Origin of the sequence: Variovorax frigidus, from assembly GCF_051216515.1 — a bacterium.
GTDB lineage: Bacteria > Pseudomonadota > Gammaproteobacteria > Burkholderiales > Burkholderiaceae_C > Variovorax.
On the sequence record NZ_JBPJZF010000006.1, the window covers coordinates 1 to 17634 of the forward strand.

A 17634-nucleotide genomic window follows, 5' to 3' on the forward strand; every position below is an offset into this window, starting at 1 on the left:
TCACCGCCTCGCTTCGTTCGACTCTCGTCTTCCTGAAACTCAACCGCGATTCGCTTTCAGCGCAGCCTTCGATTATGACTCGGTTTTGGCAACTTCGTCAAACCTTTCGGCTTTTTTCTTCTCCCACCAGAGTGAAGCCTTCCGGCTCCACCCCGACCCGCTTTCGTACATGACGTCCGCTGAGCGAAGCCCTCAACTATAGCGCAGTTCAGAGGGGATTCGAGGGCGAACGCGAAGAATTTGCACCGCGCATCGGGGGGCGCCGCGTCGGCGATCGCCCTCCGTCATGCCGCGGTCCGCCGCCCCTTGGATAATCCCCCCACATGGCACTCATCACACTCCTCGACGCCCAACTGGCGTTCGGTCACGTCCCGCTGCTCGATCATGCGGACTTCTCTCTTCAGTCGTCGGAGCGCATCGGCCTCATCGGTCGCAACGGTGCGGGCAAGTCCTCCTTCCTCAAGATCCTCGGGGGCCTGGAAAAGACCGACGACGGCGTCCTGCAGCTCCAGCAGAACCTGCGCATCTCTTATGTGGCGCAGGAACCCGCTCTGGACATGGATGCGGATGTGTTCACGGCCGCCAGTGCGGGGCTGTCGGAAGTGATCGCCGTGCGCGAGCTCTATCTGTCCGGCGCGGAGGGCGTGGACCTGGACGCGCTGCAGTCGCAGATCGAGGCCTACGACGCCTGGAACTGGGAACAGCGCGTCGAAGAGACGCTGCATCGCCTGCACCTCGACCCCGCCGCCCGCGTGGGCTCGCTCTCGGGCGGGACGCGCAAGCGCGTGGCGCTGGCGCAGGCACTCGTGGCCGCGCCCGACGTGCTGCTGCTCGACGAGCCCACCAACCATCTGGACCTGGATTCCATCGAGTGGCTGGAGCAGCTGCTGATCGACTTCAAGGGCAGCGTCGTCACCATCACCCATGACCGCAGCTTCCTGGACCGTGTCGCCACCCGCATCATCGAACTGGACCGCGGCAAGCTGAGTTCCTACCCAGGCAACTTCGCGCAGTATCTGATCCAGAAGGAAGAGCAGCTTGCCCAGGAGGCAGTCATCAGTGCCAAGGCCGACAAGCTGCTGGCGCAGGAAGAGATCTGGATCCGCAAGGGCGTCGAGGCGCGGCGCACCCGCAGCCAGAGCCGGATCGGCCGCCTCGAGGCGCTGCGCGCGAGCCGCTCGGCGCGCCGCGAGGTGCAGGGCAGCGTCAACATGGACGTGGCCGCCGGCCAGTCGAGCGGGAAGATCGTGGCCGAGCTCACCGAGGCGACCAAGTCCTTCGGAGAGAAGACCGTCATCCGCAACTTCAGCGGCACCATCCTGCGCGGCGACAAGATCGGCCTCCTCGGCCCCAACGGCGCGGGCAAGACCACGCTGCTCAAACTGATCCTGGGCGAGCTCGAACCCGACAGCGGCAAGATCCGCCGCGGCACCAACCTGCAGGTGGCGTATTTCGACCAGATGCGCGACAAGCTCGACCTCGACGCCACGCTGGAGGACTTCATCAGTCCCGGCAGCGAGTGGATCGAAATCGGCAAGCAGCGCAAGCACGTGAAGAGCTACCTGGGCGACTTCCTGTTCTCTCCGGCCCGCGCCAATTCGCCGGTCCGCTCGCTCAGCGGCGGCGAGCGCAACCGGTTGCTGCTGGCGCGCCTGTTCGCACGGCCCGCCAACGTGCTGGTGCTCGACGAGCCGACCAACGACCTGGACATCGACACGCTCGAACTGCTCGAGGACTTGCTGCAGAACTACGACGGCACCGTGTTCCTCGTGAGCCACGACCGGACCTTCCTCGACAACGTCGTGACCAGCACCATCGCCTTCGAGGGCGACGGCCATTGGCGCGAGTACGAGGGCAGCGTGCAGGACTGGCTGATCCAGTCGAAGCGCGCGCGCGAGATCGCGGCCCAGCGCGCGGCGTCGGCCCCGCCGGCCGCCGCACCGACGCCGGCCCCCGCCCCCGCGGCACCGGCGATCGACACGCGTCCCGTCGTCAAGAAGAAGCTGGCCTACAAGGAGCAGCGCGAGCTCGAAGCGCTGCCTGCCCTGATCGCTTCGCTGGAAGAAGAGCAGGGCCGCATCTCGGCGCTGCTTGCGCTCGACGGCGGCGCCATCTACGCCAGCGATGCCTCGCGTGCGACCGAGCTGGCCGAGCGCCATGCCCAGATCGACGACGACCTGCTGAGCGCGCTCGAGCGCCAGGAAGCGCTGACCGGTTCGCGCTGAAGGCGAGCGGCGCCCCGCGCGCTGTCCGACGCGGACGGCACGCGGCGTGCGCTATATATATGGCCCTCTCCACCGCCCAGGACGCTGCATGCTCTTGCTCCGCGCTTTCGCCCCCCGCCTTCGCTCCGGCTGCCTGGCGTTGCTGCTGCCGTTGCTGCTGGCCGCCGGCTGCGCCCAACTGCCGCAGAACGTCGAGCGGCCGGTATCGACCGCGCTGGCTTCCCCGGGCGACACCGCACTGGCGGCCCTGGTTCAGCAACGCCGCAGCGCGGCAAAAGCCCACTTCGAATCGGGATTCCTGCTGCTCGAGGGCCCGCAGGCCGCCTACGGCAGCCGCCTGGCGCTGATCGACGCGGCACAGAAGACGCTCGACCTGCAGTACTACGCGATCCATGCCGATGCCAGCACCGGCCGGCTGCTGCGCGGCATCGTCGCGGCGGCGCGGCGCGGCGTGCGGGTGCGCGTGCTGCTCGACGATTTCCACAGCACGGGACGCAATGCGCTGGTGATGCGGCTGGCCTTCGAGCCCCGCATCGAGATGCGCATGTTCAACCCGCTGGCCGGCGCCCGCGGCTCCACGCTCGGCCGGATGGTCAATGCGATCAGCGACTTCGATCGCGTGCAGCAGCGCATGCACAACAAGCTCTTCATCGCCGACAACGCCATGGGCGTGACGGGCGGGCGCAATCTCGGCGACGCCTACTTCGGCATCGCCGAGACGGGCAATTTCATCGACCTCGACGTGCTGGCCGCCGGCCCGATCGTGCAGGACCTGTCGCGCAGTTTCGACAGCTACTGGAACGACGAACGCGCCTACCCCGTGCAATCGCTGGTCAGCCACGCGGAGCTGCTGGAGATCCGCGACGACCTGAAGTCGAACAACGCCGCCCGGCGCGAGCGCGATCAGAACCAGGGCGGTACGCCTCAACCGCCCGACGGCGAGCCCCGCCCCGCCGATGCCGGTCCGACCGACGCCCAGCGTGCCGCGGTCTGGGACGAGAAACCGCTCGACCTGCGCACCGCCGCCTTCACCTGGGCACCGGCGGTGGTGATGTCCGACAAGCCCGCCAAGATCGCGTCCGAGTCCGCCGACACCCCGAACACGGGCAGCGCCAGCAACCCCGGCCTGGTGGTGACGCAGCCGAGCGATGCGTCCAGGGCCGCCACCGGGCGCGTGGCCGCGCTCGAAAAAGCCTCGGACGCCGCCTCCGACGGCGACACCGTGGTGTCGGGCCTGCTCGGGCTCATCGGCCAGGCACGCAGCGACCTCACCATCGTCTCGCCCTACTTCGTTCCGGGCACCGACATGAAGCAGGCCTTCGCCGCGGCGCGCGCGCGCGGCGTGCGGGTGCGCGTGTTGACCAATTCGCTGGCGTCGAACGACGCACCGGTGGCCCACGTGGGCTACGCGCGGCACCGCGAAGAACTGCTGGCGATGGGCGTCGAACTCTACGAGATGCGCAGCAAGCAGGCCGGCCTGGGCAGCGCCTTCGGCGCGTCCGGTTCCAGCGGTGTCGGCGAGTCGCGCTCGATGCTGCACGCCAAGGTGCTGGTGATGGACGGCAGGCTGCTGGTGGTCGGGTCGATGAACCTCGACCTGCGATCGCAGTTGCAGAACACCGAGATCGCGCTCTTGATCCGCAGCGACGAACTCTCCCGCACGGCCGCCGCGCGCATCGATCTGGCGATGCGCCGCGCCGCCTGGCGCATCGAGCAGGCCGACGGCAGCCTGGTCTGGCGCGCGCCCGAGGGCAGCCACCTGCAGGATGCGCACACCGAGCCCGACACCAGCGCCGGGCTGCGCCTGCTGCTCAAGCTCTTGGGCCCGCTCGCGCCCGACGCGCTGCTCTGAACCGGCGCAGCGGCGCGCTCAGCCGCGCACGCGGGCGAACACCTTCCAGAAGGTCGCGTCCTGCGCGGTCGCGAAGTTGATGCGCATCAGCGTGCTCGGCGGGCGGCGCGCATGGAACAGCGAGCCCGGCGCGAGCAGATAGCCCTCGTCGAGCATGCGCTGCGTCAGCGCATCGGTGTCGACGCCGGTGTCGACCCAGCCGAACAACCCGGCCGGCTCCGAAGCGAAAGTGCAGCCGTGCGTCAGCGCCAGCTTCACCGTGCGCGCCCGCGCGCCGTCGAGCCGCAGCCGCACCCGATCGGCATGCCGGCGCAGCTGCCCCTGGTCGATGCACCAGGCCAGCGCGCGCTCGAACAGCGCGGGCGTGGTGAGCGTGGTCAGCAGCTTGGTCTCGAGCAGCCGGCCGAACAGCGCGGGCGGCGCGGCCAGGAAACCGATGCGCCAGTTGGGCGCGAGGATCTTGGCGAAACCGCTCACGTAGATGGTGCGCTGCAGCCCGTCGAGCGCGCACAGCCGCGTGGCGTGCTCGGGCGCCAGATGGCTGTAGGTGTCGTCCTCGACGATGTGGAAGTCATGCTGGTTGGCCAGCTGCAGCACCCGGTGGGCGCTGCCCGGCGTGAGGCTGTAGCCGGTCGGGTTGTGCAGCACGCTCACGCTGACGAACAGCTTGGGCTTGTGCGTCTCGCAGTACTGCGCCATCACCGCCAGATCGGGCCCGTCGGCACGGCGCGGCACCGGCAGGATGCGCATGCCCAGCGCCTCGAGCCGCGCGAACTCGATGGCCCAGCCCGGCTCCTCGACCATCACCGGATCGCCGGCCCGCAGCAGCGCGCGGCTCACGATGTCCAGCGCATGGGTGGCGCCGACGGTGGTCACGATCTGCTCGGGCCCGGCCGGGATGTTGATGCCCATGAGCTTCTGCGACAGGCTGTGCCGCAACGCGCCGTCGCCGGCCGGTTCGCCGTACTGCAGCGAGATCTCCTGCAGCGCGCGCGTGCCGGTCAGGCGCCGCAGCGAGGTCGGCATGAAGGCCGAATCCATCCAGTCCGGCGGGAACACGCCCATGCCGGGCTGCGGCTTGTCGCTGCGGCTGTGAAACATGCCGCGGATCAGCGAACTGGCGTCGGCCGGCACGGCCGCCGCCTGCGTGCCCGCGCGCGCGGGGCGCGGTGCCGGTGTGGGCGCCGCGTCGCGCACGAAGAAGCCGCGCTGGCGCCGCGCCTCGACCAGCCCCTGGGCCAGCAGCTGGTCGTAGGCGGCCACCACGGTGTGCGGGCTCACGCCCTGCTGGCGCGCGCATTCGCGCACCGAGGGCAGCCGCGTGCCGGGCGGCAGCAGCCGGGTCCGGATGCGCTCGGCGAAGCGGTCGGCCAACTGGCCGGTCAGCGATTGGGTCGGTGTTCGTGTCAGCATGGCGGGTTCTGTGTCGAGCAGCGGACCGATACAGCCTACATTTTTGTCCGCTCAACTGTACCGGTACTGTAATGGTCCTCAGTCTAGAGTGTGTGACATGAACTGGCAAGAATTCACTGCGCTGCTGGTGTTGGCCACGGCGATGAGTTTCTCGCCCGGGCCGAACACCACGCTGTCCACCACGCTCGCCGCCAACGGCGGCCTGCCGCGCGCCATGCGCTTCGTGCTGGCCGTGCCGGTGGGCTGGAGCCTGCTGCTCGCGCTGTGCGCCGCGGGCATCGGTGCGCTGGTGATGGCGGCGCCCGCGCTGCGTTTCGTGATCAAGGCCCTGGGCATCGGCTACCTGCTGTGGCTGGCCTTCAAGCTCAGCGGCAGCGCCACGCTGGGCAAGGCCGGCGACGAACAGCTCCAGATCGGTTTCGGCCAGGGCGTGATGCTGCAGTTCCTCAACATCAAGGCCTGGCTGCTGGCCCTCACCCTGGTCGCCGGCTGGATCGCCGGCCAGCCCGATGCGGCGCAGCGCTTCGCGATCGTGGCGCCGGTGATGCTGGTGTTCGCCTTCATCAGCAACTTCACCTATGCATTGGTCGGCGCACTGCTGCGCGACTGGCTGGCCCAGGGCCGTCGGCTGCTGTGGTTCAACCGCGCGATGGCCGTCGTGCTGGTGCTCACCGCCGCCTGGATGCTCCGGATATGAGCACGCTCGCGCAGGAACAGAAAACCCTCGGCATGCGCCGCGAGACGCTGGGCATGTGGCTGGGCGTGCTCGGCGTGCTGATCTTCGCCATCACGTTGCCGATGACGCGGCTGGCCACCGGCACGCAGGCCGCGCCGCAGCTCTCGCCCTGGTTCGTCACCTTCGGCCGCGCCGCGCTCGCGGGCGTGCTGTCGATCATCGTGCTGGTCGCGATGCGCGCACCGCGGCCGCAGCGCCACGAATGGCGGCCGCTGGCCATGGCGGTGGCGGGCAACGCGATCGGCTATCCGCTGCTGCTGGGCTACGCGCTGCGCGTGGTCACGGCCAGCCATGCGGCGGTGGTGACCGCGCTGCTGCCGCTGGTCACCGCGGCCGTGGCGGCCTGGGTGCTGCACCAGCGCGCGCGGCTGGGCTTCTGGGTCTGCGCCGTCATCGGCAGCCTGCTGGTGGTCGCCTTCTCTCTTCTGCGCGCCTACCAGCAAGGTCACGGCTTCGGCTTCGAATGGGCCGACCTGCTGCTGGTCGGCGCGGTCTTCGCGGCCTCCTTCGGTTACATCTACGGCGCGCAGGTCACGCCCTCGCTGGGGGCCGAGCGCGTGATCTGCTGGGTCTGCGTGATGGCGCTGCCGCTCACGCTGCCCGGCGCGCTGCTGACCTGGCCGCAGCAACCGGTGGCCGTCTCGGCCTGGGCCGGCCTGCTCTACGTCGGCGTGTTCTCGATGTGGATGGGCTTCTTCGCCTGGTACCGCGGCCTGGCCATGGGTGGCGCGCTGCGCGTGAGCCAGACACAATTGCTCCAGCCCTTCCTCTCGATCCTCGCCGCTGTGCCGCTGCTCGGCGAACCGCTGGACGTGGTCACGCTCGGCTTCGCGCTGGCCGTGGTCGCCACCGTGCTGATCGGCAAGAAACTTTCACAGGGCGCGCGATGATGCCGCGCGCCCACGCACTCTCTCTCAAGGAAAAATCATGACGACATGGAAGATGGCCGCCCGCGCCGAGAAGATGAACCCCTCGGTGCTGCGCGAGATCCTCAAGGTGACCGACCTGCCCGGCATCATCAGCCTGGCCGGCGGCCTGCCCTCGCCCAAGACCTTCCCGATCTCGGCCTTCGCCGCCGCCTGTGCCGAAGTGCTGGAGAACGACGGCCCGGCCTCGCTGCAGTACGCCGCGAGCGAAGGCTACGGCCCGCTGCGCCAGGCCGTGGCCGACATGCTGCCCTGGAACGTCGACCCGGCGCAGGTGCTGATCACCACCGGCTCGCAGCAGGGACTGGACCTGATCGCCAAGGTGCTGATCGACCCGGGCAGCCGCGTGCTGGTCGAGACGCCGACCTACCTCGGCGCGCTGCAGGCCTTCTCGCCGATGGAGCCGACGCCGGTGAGCGTGGCGAGCGACGATGAAGGCGTGATCGTCGAAGACCTGATCGCCAAGGCCAAGGACTCGCGCTTCGTCTACCTGCTGCCCAACTTCCAGAACCCGACCGGCCGCACCATGACCGAAGCGCGCCGCGCCGCCGTGTCGGCCGCCGCCGCCGCCGCCAACCTGCCGATCGTCGAAGACAACCCCTACGGCGAACTCTGGTTCGACGAAGCGCCGCCGCTGCCGCTGACCGCGCGCAACCCCGAAGGCTGCATCTACCTGGGCTCGTTCTCGAAGGTGCTGGCGCCCGGCCTGCGCCTGGGCTTCCTGGTCGCGCCCAAGGCCATCTACCCGAAGCTGCTGCAGGCCAAGCAGGCGGTCGACCTGCACACGCCGATCTTCACGCAGCGCATGGTGATGGCGGTCATGAAGGACGGCTTCCTCGGCCGCCACGTGCCGACCATCCGCGCGCTCTACAAGCGCCAGCGCGATGCGATGGCCGCGGCGCTCACGCGCGAGATGAAGGGCCTGGACGTGAGCTTCAACGCGCCCATCGGCGGCATGTTCATGTGGGCCCGCCTGCCCGAAGGCATCGACACCGTGGCGCTGCTGCCCAAGGCGGTCGCGCGCGGCGTGGCCTTCGTGCCCGGCGCGCCTTTCTATGCCGACGGCAAGGGCGATCCGCGCACCCTGCGCCTGTCCTTCGTGACGGCCAGCGTCGAGGAGATCGACACCGCCATCGCCGCACTGGCCGCGACGCTGCGCGAGCAGTTGGCTCACAACGCCGCGGCCCAGGTGCAGCGCGAGCTGGCCGCGAGCTGAGCACCGCAACCCGGGGCGCCACGCGAGCACCATGATCGACCTCGCCACCCTAGGGCTGTTCCTGCTCGCCGTGCTGGCGCTGTTCCTGTCGCCCGGGCCGAACATGGCTTTCGTGCTGGCCCATGGGGTGGCACAGGGGCCGCGCGGCGGGTTCGCGGCGGCGATCGGCATCTCGGCGGCCGACCTGATGCACACGCTGTGCGCCGCCACCGGCATCACCGCGCTGGTCGCGGCCTGGGCGCCGGCCTTCGATTTGCTGCGCTATGCGGGTGCGCTGTACCTGCTCTGGCTCGCGGTGAAGGCCTGGCGCGACGGCGGTGCAGCTGTGATTGGCCAGGCAGCGCCCGCACCCTTCGCACGCATCGTGCGGGAAGCCTGGCTCAACAACCTGGTGAATCCCAAGGCGCTGCTGTTCTTCATGCTGTTCCTGCCGCAGTTCGTCGACCCGGCGCGCGGTCACGTCACGCTGCAACTCGTGGTGCTTGGCGGCGTGCTCTCGCTGGCGGCGCTGGCCTTCAACACGCTGCTTGGCGCTTTCAGCGGCCAGGTGGGTCGCTGGCTGCAGCGCCGTCCCGGTGCCGCGCGCCTGCAGCACCGGCTGCTGGCCGTGGCGATGCTCGGCTTGGCGCTGCGGCTGCTGATGCTGGACCGCCCGGCGCCGCGCTGAGACGATAGGCAAGCGCTCACAACAACGACAAGAGAAAGAAAGAAATGCTCAACATCTGGGGCCGGATCAGCTCGATCAACGTGCGCAAGGTGGTCTGGTGCGCGCAGGAGCTCGGGCTCGACTTCCAGCGCACCGAGGCTGGCGGCAAGTTCGGCGTGGTGCACACACCCGACTACCTGGCGCTCAACCCGAACGGCATGGTGCCGGCCATCGACGACGGCGAAGGCGAGGCGCGCGTGGTGCTGTGGGAATCCAACGTGATCGTGCGCTACCTCTGCGCCCGCCATGCGCCCGGCACGCTGTACCCCGACGACCTTCCTACGCGCTTCGACGCCGAGCGCTGGATGGACTGGCAGCAGACCGCGCTGAACCCGGTCAGCGGCGGCGCGTTCAAGCAGTGGATCCGCACACCGGCCGCCGAACGCAATGCCGCGGTCATCGACCATTCGGTGCGCGCCACCGAACCGCTGTTCGCACTGCTCGACGCCCACCTCGCGACGCATGCCTTCATGGGCGGCGACGCCTTCGGCATGGCCGACATCCCGCTGGGCTGCGAAGCGCACCGCTGGTTCGGCCTGCCGCCCACCGAGTACACGCGCCCGGCCTGGCCGAACGTGGAGCGCTGGTTCGCCGAATTGAAGAGCCGCTCTGCTGCCCGCGGCGTGCTGGATCTCGCCCTGGAATGACCGCCATGAAAACCCGCCCCTTCCAGCAAGTCGACGTGTTCACGTCCGTGCCCTACCGCGGCAATCCGCTCGCCGTGGTCCTCGACGGCAGCGACCTCGACGAAGCCCAGATGCAGCGTTTCGCGCAGTGGACCAACCTGTCGGAGACCACCTTCCTGCTGCCGCCGACCGACCCCGGCGCAGACTACCGCGTGCGCATCTTCACGCCCGGCAGCGAGCTGCCCTTCGCCGGCCATCCGACGCTGGGCAGTTGCCATGCGTGGCTGCGCGCCGGCGGCAAGCCGAAATCGGCGAAACAGATCGTGCAGCAGAGCGCGGTCGGCCTGGTGCCGATCCGCCGCGACGGCGAGCGGCTGGCCTTTGCCGCGCCCGCATTGCGGCGCAGTCCGCCCAGCCCCAGCATGCTGGCCCGCGTGGCCGGCGCACTGGGCCTCAAGCCCTCGCAGATCCGCAGCGCGCAGATGCTCGACAACGGCCCGGTGTGGATGGGCCTGCTGCTCGAGAACGTCGACACCGTGCTCGCGCTCGAGCCCGACCACCGCGCGCTCAAGGAGCTGGGCCAGAAGGTCGGCGTGGTGGCCGTGCCCGATGCGCCCGCGCTCATCGGTCGATCGAACCGCGAGGCGCGCGCCTTTGCCGGACGCGCCGCGCCGTCACCGGTGGCACTCGAAGTGCGCGCCTTCGCGGCACCGATCGGCGTCGAGGAAGACCCGGTCACCGGCAGCTTCAACGCCAGTGCCGCGCAATGGCTGATCGCCGACGGCCACATGCCCGAGCACTACGTCGCCGGCCAGGGCCAGTGCCTGGGCCGCGACGGCCACGTGCACATCGCGCGCGATGCCGAGGGCGTGGTCTGGGTCGGCGGCGACGTCGTGACCTGCATCGACGGCCACGTCGAGCTCTGATCGCGCCATGGCCGCCCGCATCGACCATCTCGTGATCGCCGCCCGCACGCTCGACGAGGGCGTGCGCTGGTGCGAAGCCACGCTGGGCGTGGTGCCCGGGCCCGGCGGCGCGCATCCCTTGATGGGCACGCACAACCGGCTGATCTCGGTGGCCACGCCAGCCTTCCCGCAGGCCTACCTCGAGATCATCGCGATCGATGCGACGAAGGAGCCCACGCGTGCCGCGGGCCTGCACCGCTGGTTCGACCTCGACGATGCCGCGCTGCAGGCCGGACTCGCGCAACACGGGCCGCAGCTCGTGCATTTCGTCGCACGCGTGACCGATGCCGCGGCCAGCCTGCAGGCGCTGGCCTCGGGCCCGGGGCCGATCGACCGCGGCCCGCTGGTCGAGGCCTCGCGCGACACGCCGGCCGGCCGGCTGGACTGGAAGATCAGCGTGCGCGACGACGGCCAGCGCCTGTTCTACGGCACGCTGCCCACCGTGATCCAGTGGGGGCCGGTGCATCCGGCCGACACCATGCCCGCCTCGGGCGTCACGCTGCTCGGGCTGGCCGCCAGCCATCCACGGCCCGAAGTGCTGCGCGCCGCCCTCACCGCCTTGGGTCTGGACGCCTTCGTCGTTCAGGCCGGCCCACCCAACCTGATCGCCACGCTGCAGACGCCGCGCGGGCGCATCCAACTCGAATCGAAAGGCCTCTGAACATGCTCACGCTCACCGAACTCGCCTGGTTTGCGCTGGCGGCGCTGCTGCTGGTGCTCACGCCCGGGCCCAACATGATCTATTGCGTGTCGCGTGCGCTGTGCCAGGGCCGCTCGGCCGGGCTGATCTCGCTGGCCGGCGTGCTGGTCGGCTTTCTCGTGCACCTGGTGGCCGCCGCACTGGGGCTCACGGCCCTGCTGCATGCCGTGCCCTTCGCCTTCGACGCGGTTCGGCTCGCGGGGGCTGCCTACCTGCTGTGGCTGGCCTGGCAGGCGGTCAAGCCAGGCGGCCACGCACCCTTCGCCGCGCGCGCGCTGCCGATCGATCCGCCGGCCAAGCTGTTCCGCATGGGCTTCCTGACCAACGTGCTGAACCCCAAGGTCGCGATGTTCTACCTGTCCTTCTTCCCGCAGTTCATCCATCCCGAACGCGGCTCGGTGCTGTGGCAGAGCGCGACGCTCGGCGCGGTGCAGATCGGCGTGAGCGGCGCCGTCAACCTGCTGCTGGTGCTCGGCGCCGCATCGATCACCGCGGTGCTGTCGCGCAGCGAAGGCTGGCTGCGCGCGCAGCGCTACGTGATGGGGAGCGTGCTCGCCGCGCTCGCGGTGCGCATCGCCTTCGACGGACGCAAGGCCACGCCATGAACTTCAGCCGCGAAGAGATCGAGGCCGCGCAACGCACCGTCTATGCCGCGATGCCGGCCACGCCGCAGTACGCCTGGCCGCTGCTCGGTGCGCGCCTGGGCTGCAGGGTCTGGGCCAAGCACGAGAACCACACGCCGCTGGGCGCCTTCAAGGTGCGCGGCGGCCTGACCTACATGGAAGCGCTGGCGCGCACCCAGCCCGCGGTGCGCCACGTGGTGAGCGCGACCCGCGGCAACCACGGCCAGTCGATCGGCTTCGCCGCGGCCCGCCACGGGCTGACCGCGACCATCGTGGTGCCGCACGGCAATTCGGTCGAGAAGAATGCCGCGATGCGCGCGCTGGGCGTGCAGTTGATCGAGCACGGCGACGACTTCCAGGCCGCGAGCGAACACGCAGCGCGGCTCGCCGACACCGAAGGCCTGCACCGCGTGCCCTCCTTCGCGCGCGACCTGGTGCGCGGCGTGGCCACGGGCTGGGTCGAATTCTTCGAGGCGCTGAAGCAGGCCGGCGACGTGCCCGCGGTGCTGTTCATCCCGATCGGCCTGGGCTCGGGCTTCGCCGGTGCCGCCACGGCGCGCCGCCATTGCGGCGTGACGACCAAGCTCGTCGGCGTGGTGTCGACGCACGCGACCGCCTACCGCGACTCCTTCCGCGCGGGCCGGCCGCTCGACGCACCGGTCAGCACGCTGCTGGCCGACGGCATGGCCTGCCGCACGCCGGTGCCCGAATCGCTGGCGGTGCTGGCGGCCGAGGCGGAAGACGTGGTCGCGGTCAGCGACGACGAAGTGGCGCAGGCGATGCGCTGGCTGTTCACCGACACGCACAACGTGGCCGAGGGCGCGGGCGCGGCGGCACTGGCCGCGGCGATGCAGCAGCGCGAACGCTGGCAAGGCCAAAGCGTGGGCATCGCGGTGAGCGGCGGCAACGTCGACGCCGCGGTCTACGCACGCGTGCTCGCGGGCGGCTGAGCGTCGCCGCCGAGACCGACACGGGCGCATGGCCCGGCCAGAATGCGGCCATGGGCACCCTCTATCTCGTCCGACACGGACAGGCCAGCTTCGGCGAGGCCGACTACGACCAACTGAGCGCACTCGGCCGCCGCCAGGCCGTACGGCTGGGCGAATACTGGCGCGAGCGCGGCATGCGGTTCGACGCCGTGATCATCGGCACGCTCAAGCGCCATCGCCAGACCTGGGAAGGCATCGCCGAAGGGCTGGGCCTGGACGCGGCCACGGTGCCGCTCGAATGGCCCGGGCTCAACGAGTACGACAGCCACGCGGTGATCGCGACGGTGCATCCCGAGCCACTGCAGAAGCCCGACACGCCCGAGCTGTACCGCCACCATTTCAGACTCCTGCGCGACGGCCTCGCGGGCTGGATGAACGCCCGCAGCGCGCCGGTCGGCATGCCCAGCTATGTCGACTTCCTGGCCGGCGTGACCACGGCGCTCGACCATGTGCGCGACCGGCACCACGGCGCTCGCGTGCTCGCGGTGTCGAGCGGCGGACCGATCAGCACCGCCGTCGGCCACGTGCTGGGCACCTCGCCGGAAACGACCATCGAACTCAACCTGCGCATCCGCAACACCGCGGTGACCGAGTTCGTCTTCACGCCCAAGCGGCACATGCTCCTGACCTTCAACACGCTGCCGCACCTCGATGGCCCTGCGTACGAAGACTGGATCACGTCCGCTTAGAACATGCGACGGCGCTTCAACCCACAGCCAAGGGCTTCGGCAAACGCACCCGGATGAACTCGTTGGCGTCGGGCTCGGTGGTGAGGCGCGACGGCGAGCCGCCGGGGTAGTTGTTGTCGTTGACGAACAGCAGCGTCTGCGCGTCGACGAGGGTCACGACTTCCACGCATTCCATCGGGAAGGTGAACACGCCGTCGATGGTGTCGGCGCCGCCGATGCCCTTCGGGTCCTTGAGCGCCATCAGGTCGACGATCTCTTCTTTCACCAGGAAGCCGTCGGTGTCCACCACCCCGATGTCGACCTTGTAGACGCGCTTGAAGCGCGCCGCATTGCGCCAGGTGCCCGAGGCCGGGAACTTGCCGGTGCGCACGTCGCCCGCGCCGCTGTCCTTCTCCATCACCAGGAACTCGTGGTCGTTGATCGCGACCATGTCGTTGACGCTGCAGGTCTCGGTCTCGAGGTTGCCGTCGCCGTTGATCTTCTGGAGCGTGCTCACGCGGTACGAGAACACCTGCGGATCGAAGTTCTGCGAGCGCAGATCGAACACGTTGATCACGCGGCGCTGCGGGTTGTCGCCCGAGACTTCCTTCTCGAACATGGCATAGAGCTTGGTGCGGCTCTTGTTGATCGCCATGCTCTCCAGGCCGCCCGAACCGCCCAGGTTGGCCACGCCGGTGTTGCCCTGGATGTACGGGTTGTTCGAGGTCTGCACCAGCGGATTGCTGCCCAGCTTGCGCAGGTTGGGAATCTGCACTTCACGCGCGATCACGCGGCCCTGCTTGTCGAACTTGACCAGGAAGGGACCGAATTCGTCGCCGATCCAGAAGTTGCCGTCGGCATCGAACTGCAGCGACTCGGGGTCGAGGTCGTAGCCGGTCAGCAGGCGGCTGGCGGTGATGCGCGGGTCCACCGCCAGCGTCTGGTTGGCGGGCGACACCGACGCGCCGGGATAGGTCGCGAGGTCGGCCACGATCGGGTAGCCGAGCCGGCGCTGCGGATCGCTCATGCGCACATAGCTGTCGGGCGTGAACGCGTCCAGCGCGGCGCCCGTCTGGAAGTGGGCCGGCAGCACCTTGCCCTGCGTCCAATCGAGGCGCACCGCGTAGATGTGCAGCAGCGCATCGGGCGAAGCGGCCTTGCCGCCGAAACCGTTGTCCTGCATCACATAGAACACGCCAGGCACCGGTCCCGGCACCAGGGCCGAGAAGCCCTGCATGGGCTGCTTGTCGGTGAAGGGCAGCGTGAAGCCGTAGCTGTTCTTCGCGCGATCGAGGTCACCACCCGAGATGTACTGGCCCGAGGTCGGGCCGGCCACGAAGCTGTTGGCCGGCAGCATGGCGCGGCCGGTCAGCGTGGGCGCGGTGACCTCGGCTTCGGGCGCCGGTGCCGGCGGGGCCGGTGCGGGCGCCGGGGGCGCGGGCGGTGCGGGTGCCGCGGCATCGCTGCCGCCACCGCCGCAAGCGGCCAGCAGGGCGCCGCTCGCGCCCACCAGCGAGAAGGTGGTCATGCCGCCGAGCAGGCTGCGGCGGCGCAGGCCGCCCTGGTCTTGGGAAGAAGCCACGGTGCTGCCGTCGTTGTTGTGGAGGTCGTTGTTCATCATCAAGGCACTCTCAGAAAGGCATGGGCGCCGTGGTCATGTCGGTCAGCGTGTTGTTCTTCAGGTCGATCACGAAATGCTGGGTCGGCGCGCCGCGGGCCAGCTTGAGCAGGATCGCCATCAGCGGCTTGAAGCGCGCCTGGAACAGCGCACCGACCTCGTTGTCGTTGCGCACCTGGTCGCCGTTGAACTTGAGCGTGGCGTCGGTCGCGGCCAGGGCTTCGGCGATCACCCTGTATTGCTTGGCGCGCGCGGTCGGGATGTCGCTGAACGCGAGGTCGCCGGCGTTGGCGAGGCGCACGAAGTCGCCCGCCAGGTCGATGGCCTTCCACTGGTTGAAGTCTTCCAGCCGCAAGCCGGCCGCGTTGGCCAATGCACGCGCCTTGGTCTCCGCCGTGGCATAGTCTTTTGCATACTGCGCGCTGGCCGAACCGTCGCCGCCCGCATCCGACAGGCAGGAGAAGAAGGCGTTGCTGAACAGGCTGTGGTTGCCGGTGTTGGCCAACTGCTTGAGCGTGACCTGGGTCTTGAGTTGCGACAGCACCAGCAGGTCGGCGCCATACAGCGGGCTCTTCACCAGTTCGCGCATCTCGCAGCGCCAGTCGTCGTTCAGCAGTCGCAGGCGCACCAGCTCGGACATGTAGCGCGTACTGAAGTCGCCGTAGGTCTTGGCGTCGAGGATGGTCTTGTCCCACAGCACGCCGTTGCTGCCGCCCGGCAGCATGAAGCCGTAGTCGCTGAAGTAGCTGTGCTCCTGGCGGTAGAGGTCGAACAGCTCGTCGAAGCGCGGCACCTTGTCGAGGCGCACGGTCTGCACGTCGATGTGCTCGGCGTCGGTGAAGGTCAACAGCTTGTAGGCCGGCACATAGGCCGCCATGGAGGGCGCCTGGACGTTCACCAGTCCGTGGCCATCGTCGTACTTGCGGATCGCGGTGTCATTGAAGTGCATGTGGCCGCCGACGTGGACCTGCAGGCCGGTGTCGGCCAGCGCCTTCGTGGCGTTTTCGGTCGGCCGGCGCTTCATCTGCATCTTGCTGGCGCCCAGCAACGCCACGATGTCATCCGACGCACCGTTGAAGAACTCGCTCATCGGGAAATGGCTGAACGCGACGACCTGCTTGCCCTGCGCCTTGCCGCGTGCCACCACATCCTTGAGCCATGCAATCACATGCGGCTTGTGCGTGAGCATCATGTTGTAGCCAGCATCGCCCGAGCCGTTGAAATCGTTCGCACCCGCGCCTGTCGGCTGATAGACGTTGGCGTCGATGCCGACGAGCCAAATGCCTTCCACCGGCTCGACCAGGTAGCTGGTGTCGGGCACTGTGTGGCAGAAGGTGTAGCCGTCCTTCTTGTAGGCGCCGCCGGCGCCCTGGTTGCAGATTTCGTACTCGCGCTTGTTCCAGACAGCTTGCGCCTTGGCCTCGTTCAGCGTGTAGTTCTGGTAGCTGTAGGTGCTGTAGGGCGTCTCGAAGTAGCGGTACCCGGCTTTGGGCATGAAGCCGTGCTGGTCGAGCGCTTCGGTCACGCCCTTGTAGCCCATGTGCTTCACTTCTTCAGTGCAATAGGTCCAGCCGCCCGTACGCGTCCAGTCGCCGCTGTAGTTTTTGCAATCGCTGCCGCCGCGGCTGTAGATCCGCTGGGGGTAGCCGACGCGGCCGGAGTTCGGGTCGATGCCGAGATAGTCTTCCTTGCCGCCTACGGCCTCCATGGGTTTGTTCGGATCGTGGTTGCCCGGTGCCGCGAAGAACTCGATGCCGTGCTTGGCCGAGTACTCGTCGAGCATTTTCTTCAGGCCACGCATGTGCACTGGCTGGCCGTCGTCGGAAAAGTCGCCCGGCAGCGCAATGAGCTTCACGCCGCGTGCCACGGCGTCGTCGAGCGCGGTGATGAAGGCGAAGTAGTTCTCGTTGAACAGGCGTGTGGAGGTCATCTGCGCATGCATCAGTCGCACGGTCGCCTGGAGTCCGGTCTTCGGGTTGAACACGCCGGGGAAGGAGCCATCCTTGAAGGTCGCATAGACATCGTGGAAATGGATGTCGGGCATGAACGCGATCTGCACGCCGGTGCCGGGAACCGGCGGCTGGGGCGGCGGCGTCACTTCCGGCGTGGTGGGCGGCGGCGCCACGGCGACGGGGGTGTTGTTGCCGTTGCTGCCGCCGCAAGCGGCGAGCAGGGACAGCACGGCGGCAGCGACGAGCAGGGACGCTGCGCGAGACGGATTCGGTGGTGAGGAGGTCATGAGAAAAATGAAGGCGGCAAGGGAACCATCCGGCGGCCCTCGCAACCAAGGGCGACCGAAACAGGAGCGCGATGGTGTCGATCGCGCGTGACGGCTTCATGGCACTCCCATGACGCGCGCGCATGCGCGGCA

General features: G+C 69.0%; 15 protein-coding genes. 12 read left to right on the forward strand and 3 right to left on the reverse strand.

The window, feature by feature from the left end; all coding sequences use genetic code 11:
• Positions 1-323: 323 nt before the first annotated feature.
• Positions 324-2225, forward strand: a complete 1902-nt coding sequence (locus ACSFBC_RS18190) for an ATP-binding cassette domain-containing protein (RefSeq protein WP_435511755.1) — start codon at positions 324-326, stop codon at positions 2223-2225.
• Between the two features lie 88 nt (positions 2226-2313).
• Entirely contained in the window at positions 2314-4077 is a 1764-nt protein-coding gene (locus tag ACSFBC_RS18195; protein WP_435511756.1) for a phospholipase D family protein, read from the forward strand.
• A gap of 18 nt (positions 4078-4095) precedes the next feature.
• Here the strand turns inward: ACSFBC_RS18195 and ACSFBC_RS18200 are convergent, their stop codons facing one another.
• A complete protein-coding gene (locus ACSFBC_RS18200; protein ID WP_435511757.1) occupies positions 4096-5490 on the reverse strand; it encodes an aminotransferase-like domain-containing protein in 1395 nt (464 codons plus the stop codon).
• 97 nt (positions 5491-5587) lie between these two features.
• On the opposite strand from ACSFBC_RS18200, the gene ACSFBC_RS18205 reads away from it, so the two are divergent.
• The 10 genes from ACSFBC_RS18205 to ACSFBC_RS18250 are packed head-to-tail and all read left to right on the forward strand — an operon-like array spanning position 5588 to position 13666.
• Positions 5588-6187: a LysE family translocator gene (locus ACSFBC_RS18205; RefSeq protein ID WP_435511758.1), complete on the forward strand. Its 600-nt coding sequence runs from the start codon at positions 5588-5590 to the stop codon at positions 6185-6187.
• Positions 6184-7116 carry a DMT family transporter gene (locus ACSFBC_RS18210; RefSeq protein ID WP_435511759.1) on the forward strand — a complete coding sequence of 311 codons (933 nt, stop codon included), beginning with the start codon at positions 6184-6186 and terminating at the stop codon, positions 7114-7116. Before ACSFBC_RS18205 ends, ACSFBC_RS18210 begins: the two co-directional genes overlap by 4 nt.
• Before the next feature lie 37 nt (positions 7117-7153).
• Positions 7154-8368, forward strand: coding sequence for an aminotransferase-like domain-containing protein (locus ACSFBC_RS18215; RefSeq protein WP_435511760.1), 1215 nt, complete (start codon positions 7154-7156; stop codon positions 8366-8368).
• 31 nt (positions 8369-8399) lie between these two features.
• Positions 8400-9035, forward strand: coding sequence for a LysE family translocator (locus tag ACSFBC_RS18220; RefSeq protein WP_435511761.1), 636 nt, complete (start codon positions 8400-8402; stop codon positions 9033-9035).
• 44 nt (positions 9036-9079) lie between these two features.
• Positions 9080-9721 (forward strand): glutathione S-transferase family protein, encoded by a 642-nt coding sequence (locus tag ACSFBC_RS18225; RefSeq protein WP_435511762.1) that lies wholly within the window; start codon positions 9080-9082, stop codon positions 9719-9721.
• Between the two features lie 5 nt (positions 9722-9726).
• A complete protein-coding gene (locus ACSFBC_RS18230) occupies positions 9727-10626 on the forward strand; it encodes a PhzF family phenazine biosynthesis protein (RefSeq protein WP_435511763.1) in 900 nt (299 codons plus the stop codon).
• Between the two features lie 7 nt (positions 10627-10633).
• Complete coding sequence (locus tag ACSFBC_RS18235; RefSeq protein ID WP_435511764.1) at positions 10634-11326, forward strand: VOC family protein; 693 nt, start codon at positions 10634-10636, stop codon at positions 11324-11326.
• Positions 11327-11328: 2 nt separating this feature from the next.
• Positions 11329-11970 (forward strand): LysE family translocator, encoded by a 642-nt coding sequence (locus ACSFBC_RS18240; RefSeq protein WP_435511765.1) that lies wholly within the window; start codon positions 11329-11331, stop codon positions 11968-11970.
• On the forward strand, positions 11967-12938 hold the full coding sequence (locus tag ACSFBC_RS18245) for a threonine dehydratase (RefSeq protein ID WP_435511766.1): 972 nt from the start codon (positions 11967-11969) through the stop codon (positions 12936-12938). Before ACSFBC_RS18240 ends, ACSFBC_RS18245 begins: the two co-directional genes overlap by 4 nt.
• Positions 12939-12988: 50 nt before the next feature.
• Complete coding sequence (locus tag ACSFBC_RS18250) at positions 12989-13666, forward strand: histidine phosphatase family protein (RefSeq protein ID WP_435511767.1); 678 nt, start codon at positions 12989-12991, stop codon at positions 13664-13666.
• Between the two features lie 16 nt (positions 13667-13682).
• On the opposite strand, the gene ACSFBC_RS18255 is transcribed toward ACSFBC_RS18250, so the two are convergent.
• Complete coding sequence (locus tag ACSFBC_RS18255) at positions 13683-15266, reverse strand: esterase-like activity of phytase family protein (RefSeq protein ID WP_435511768.1); 1584 nt, start codon at positions 15264-15266, stop codon at positions 13683-13685.
• 10 nt (positions 15267-15276) lie between these two features.
• Positions 15277-17502, reverse strand: a complete 2226-nt coding sequence (locus tag ACSFBC_RS18260) for a metallophosphoesterase (protein WP_435511769.1) — start codon at positions 17500-17502, stop codon at positions 15277-15279.
• Between the last annotated feature and the right edge of the window lie 132 nt (positions 17503-17634).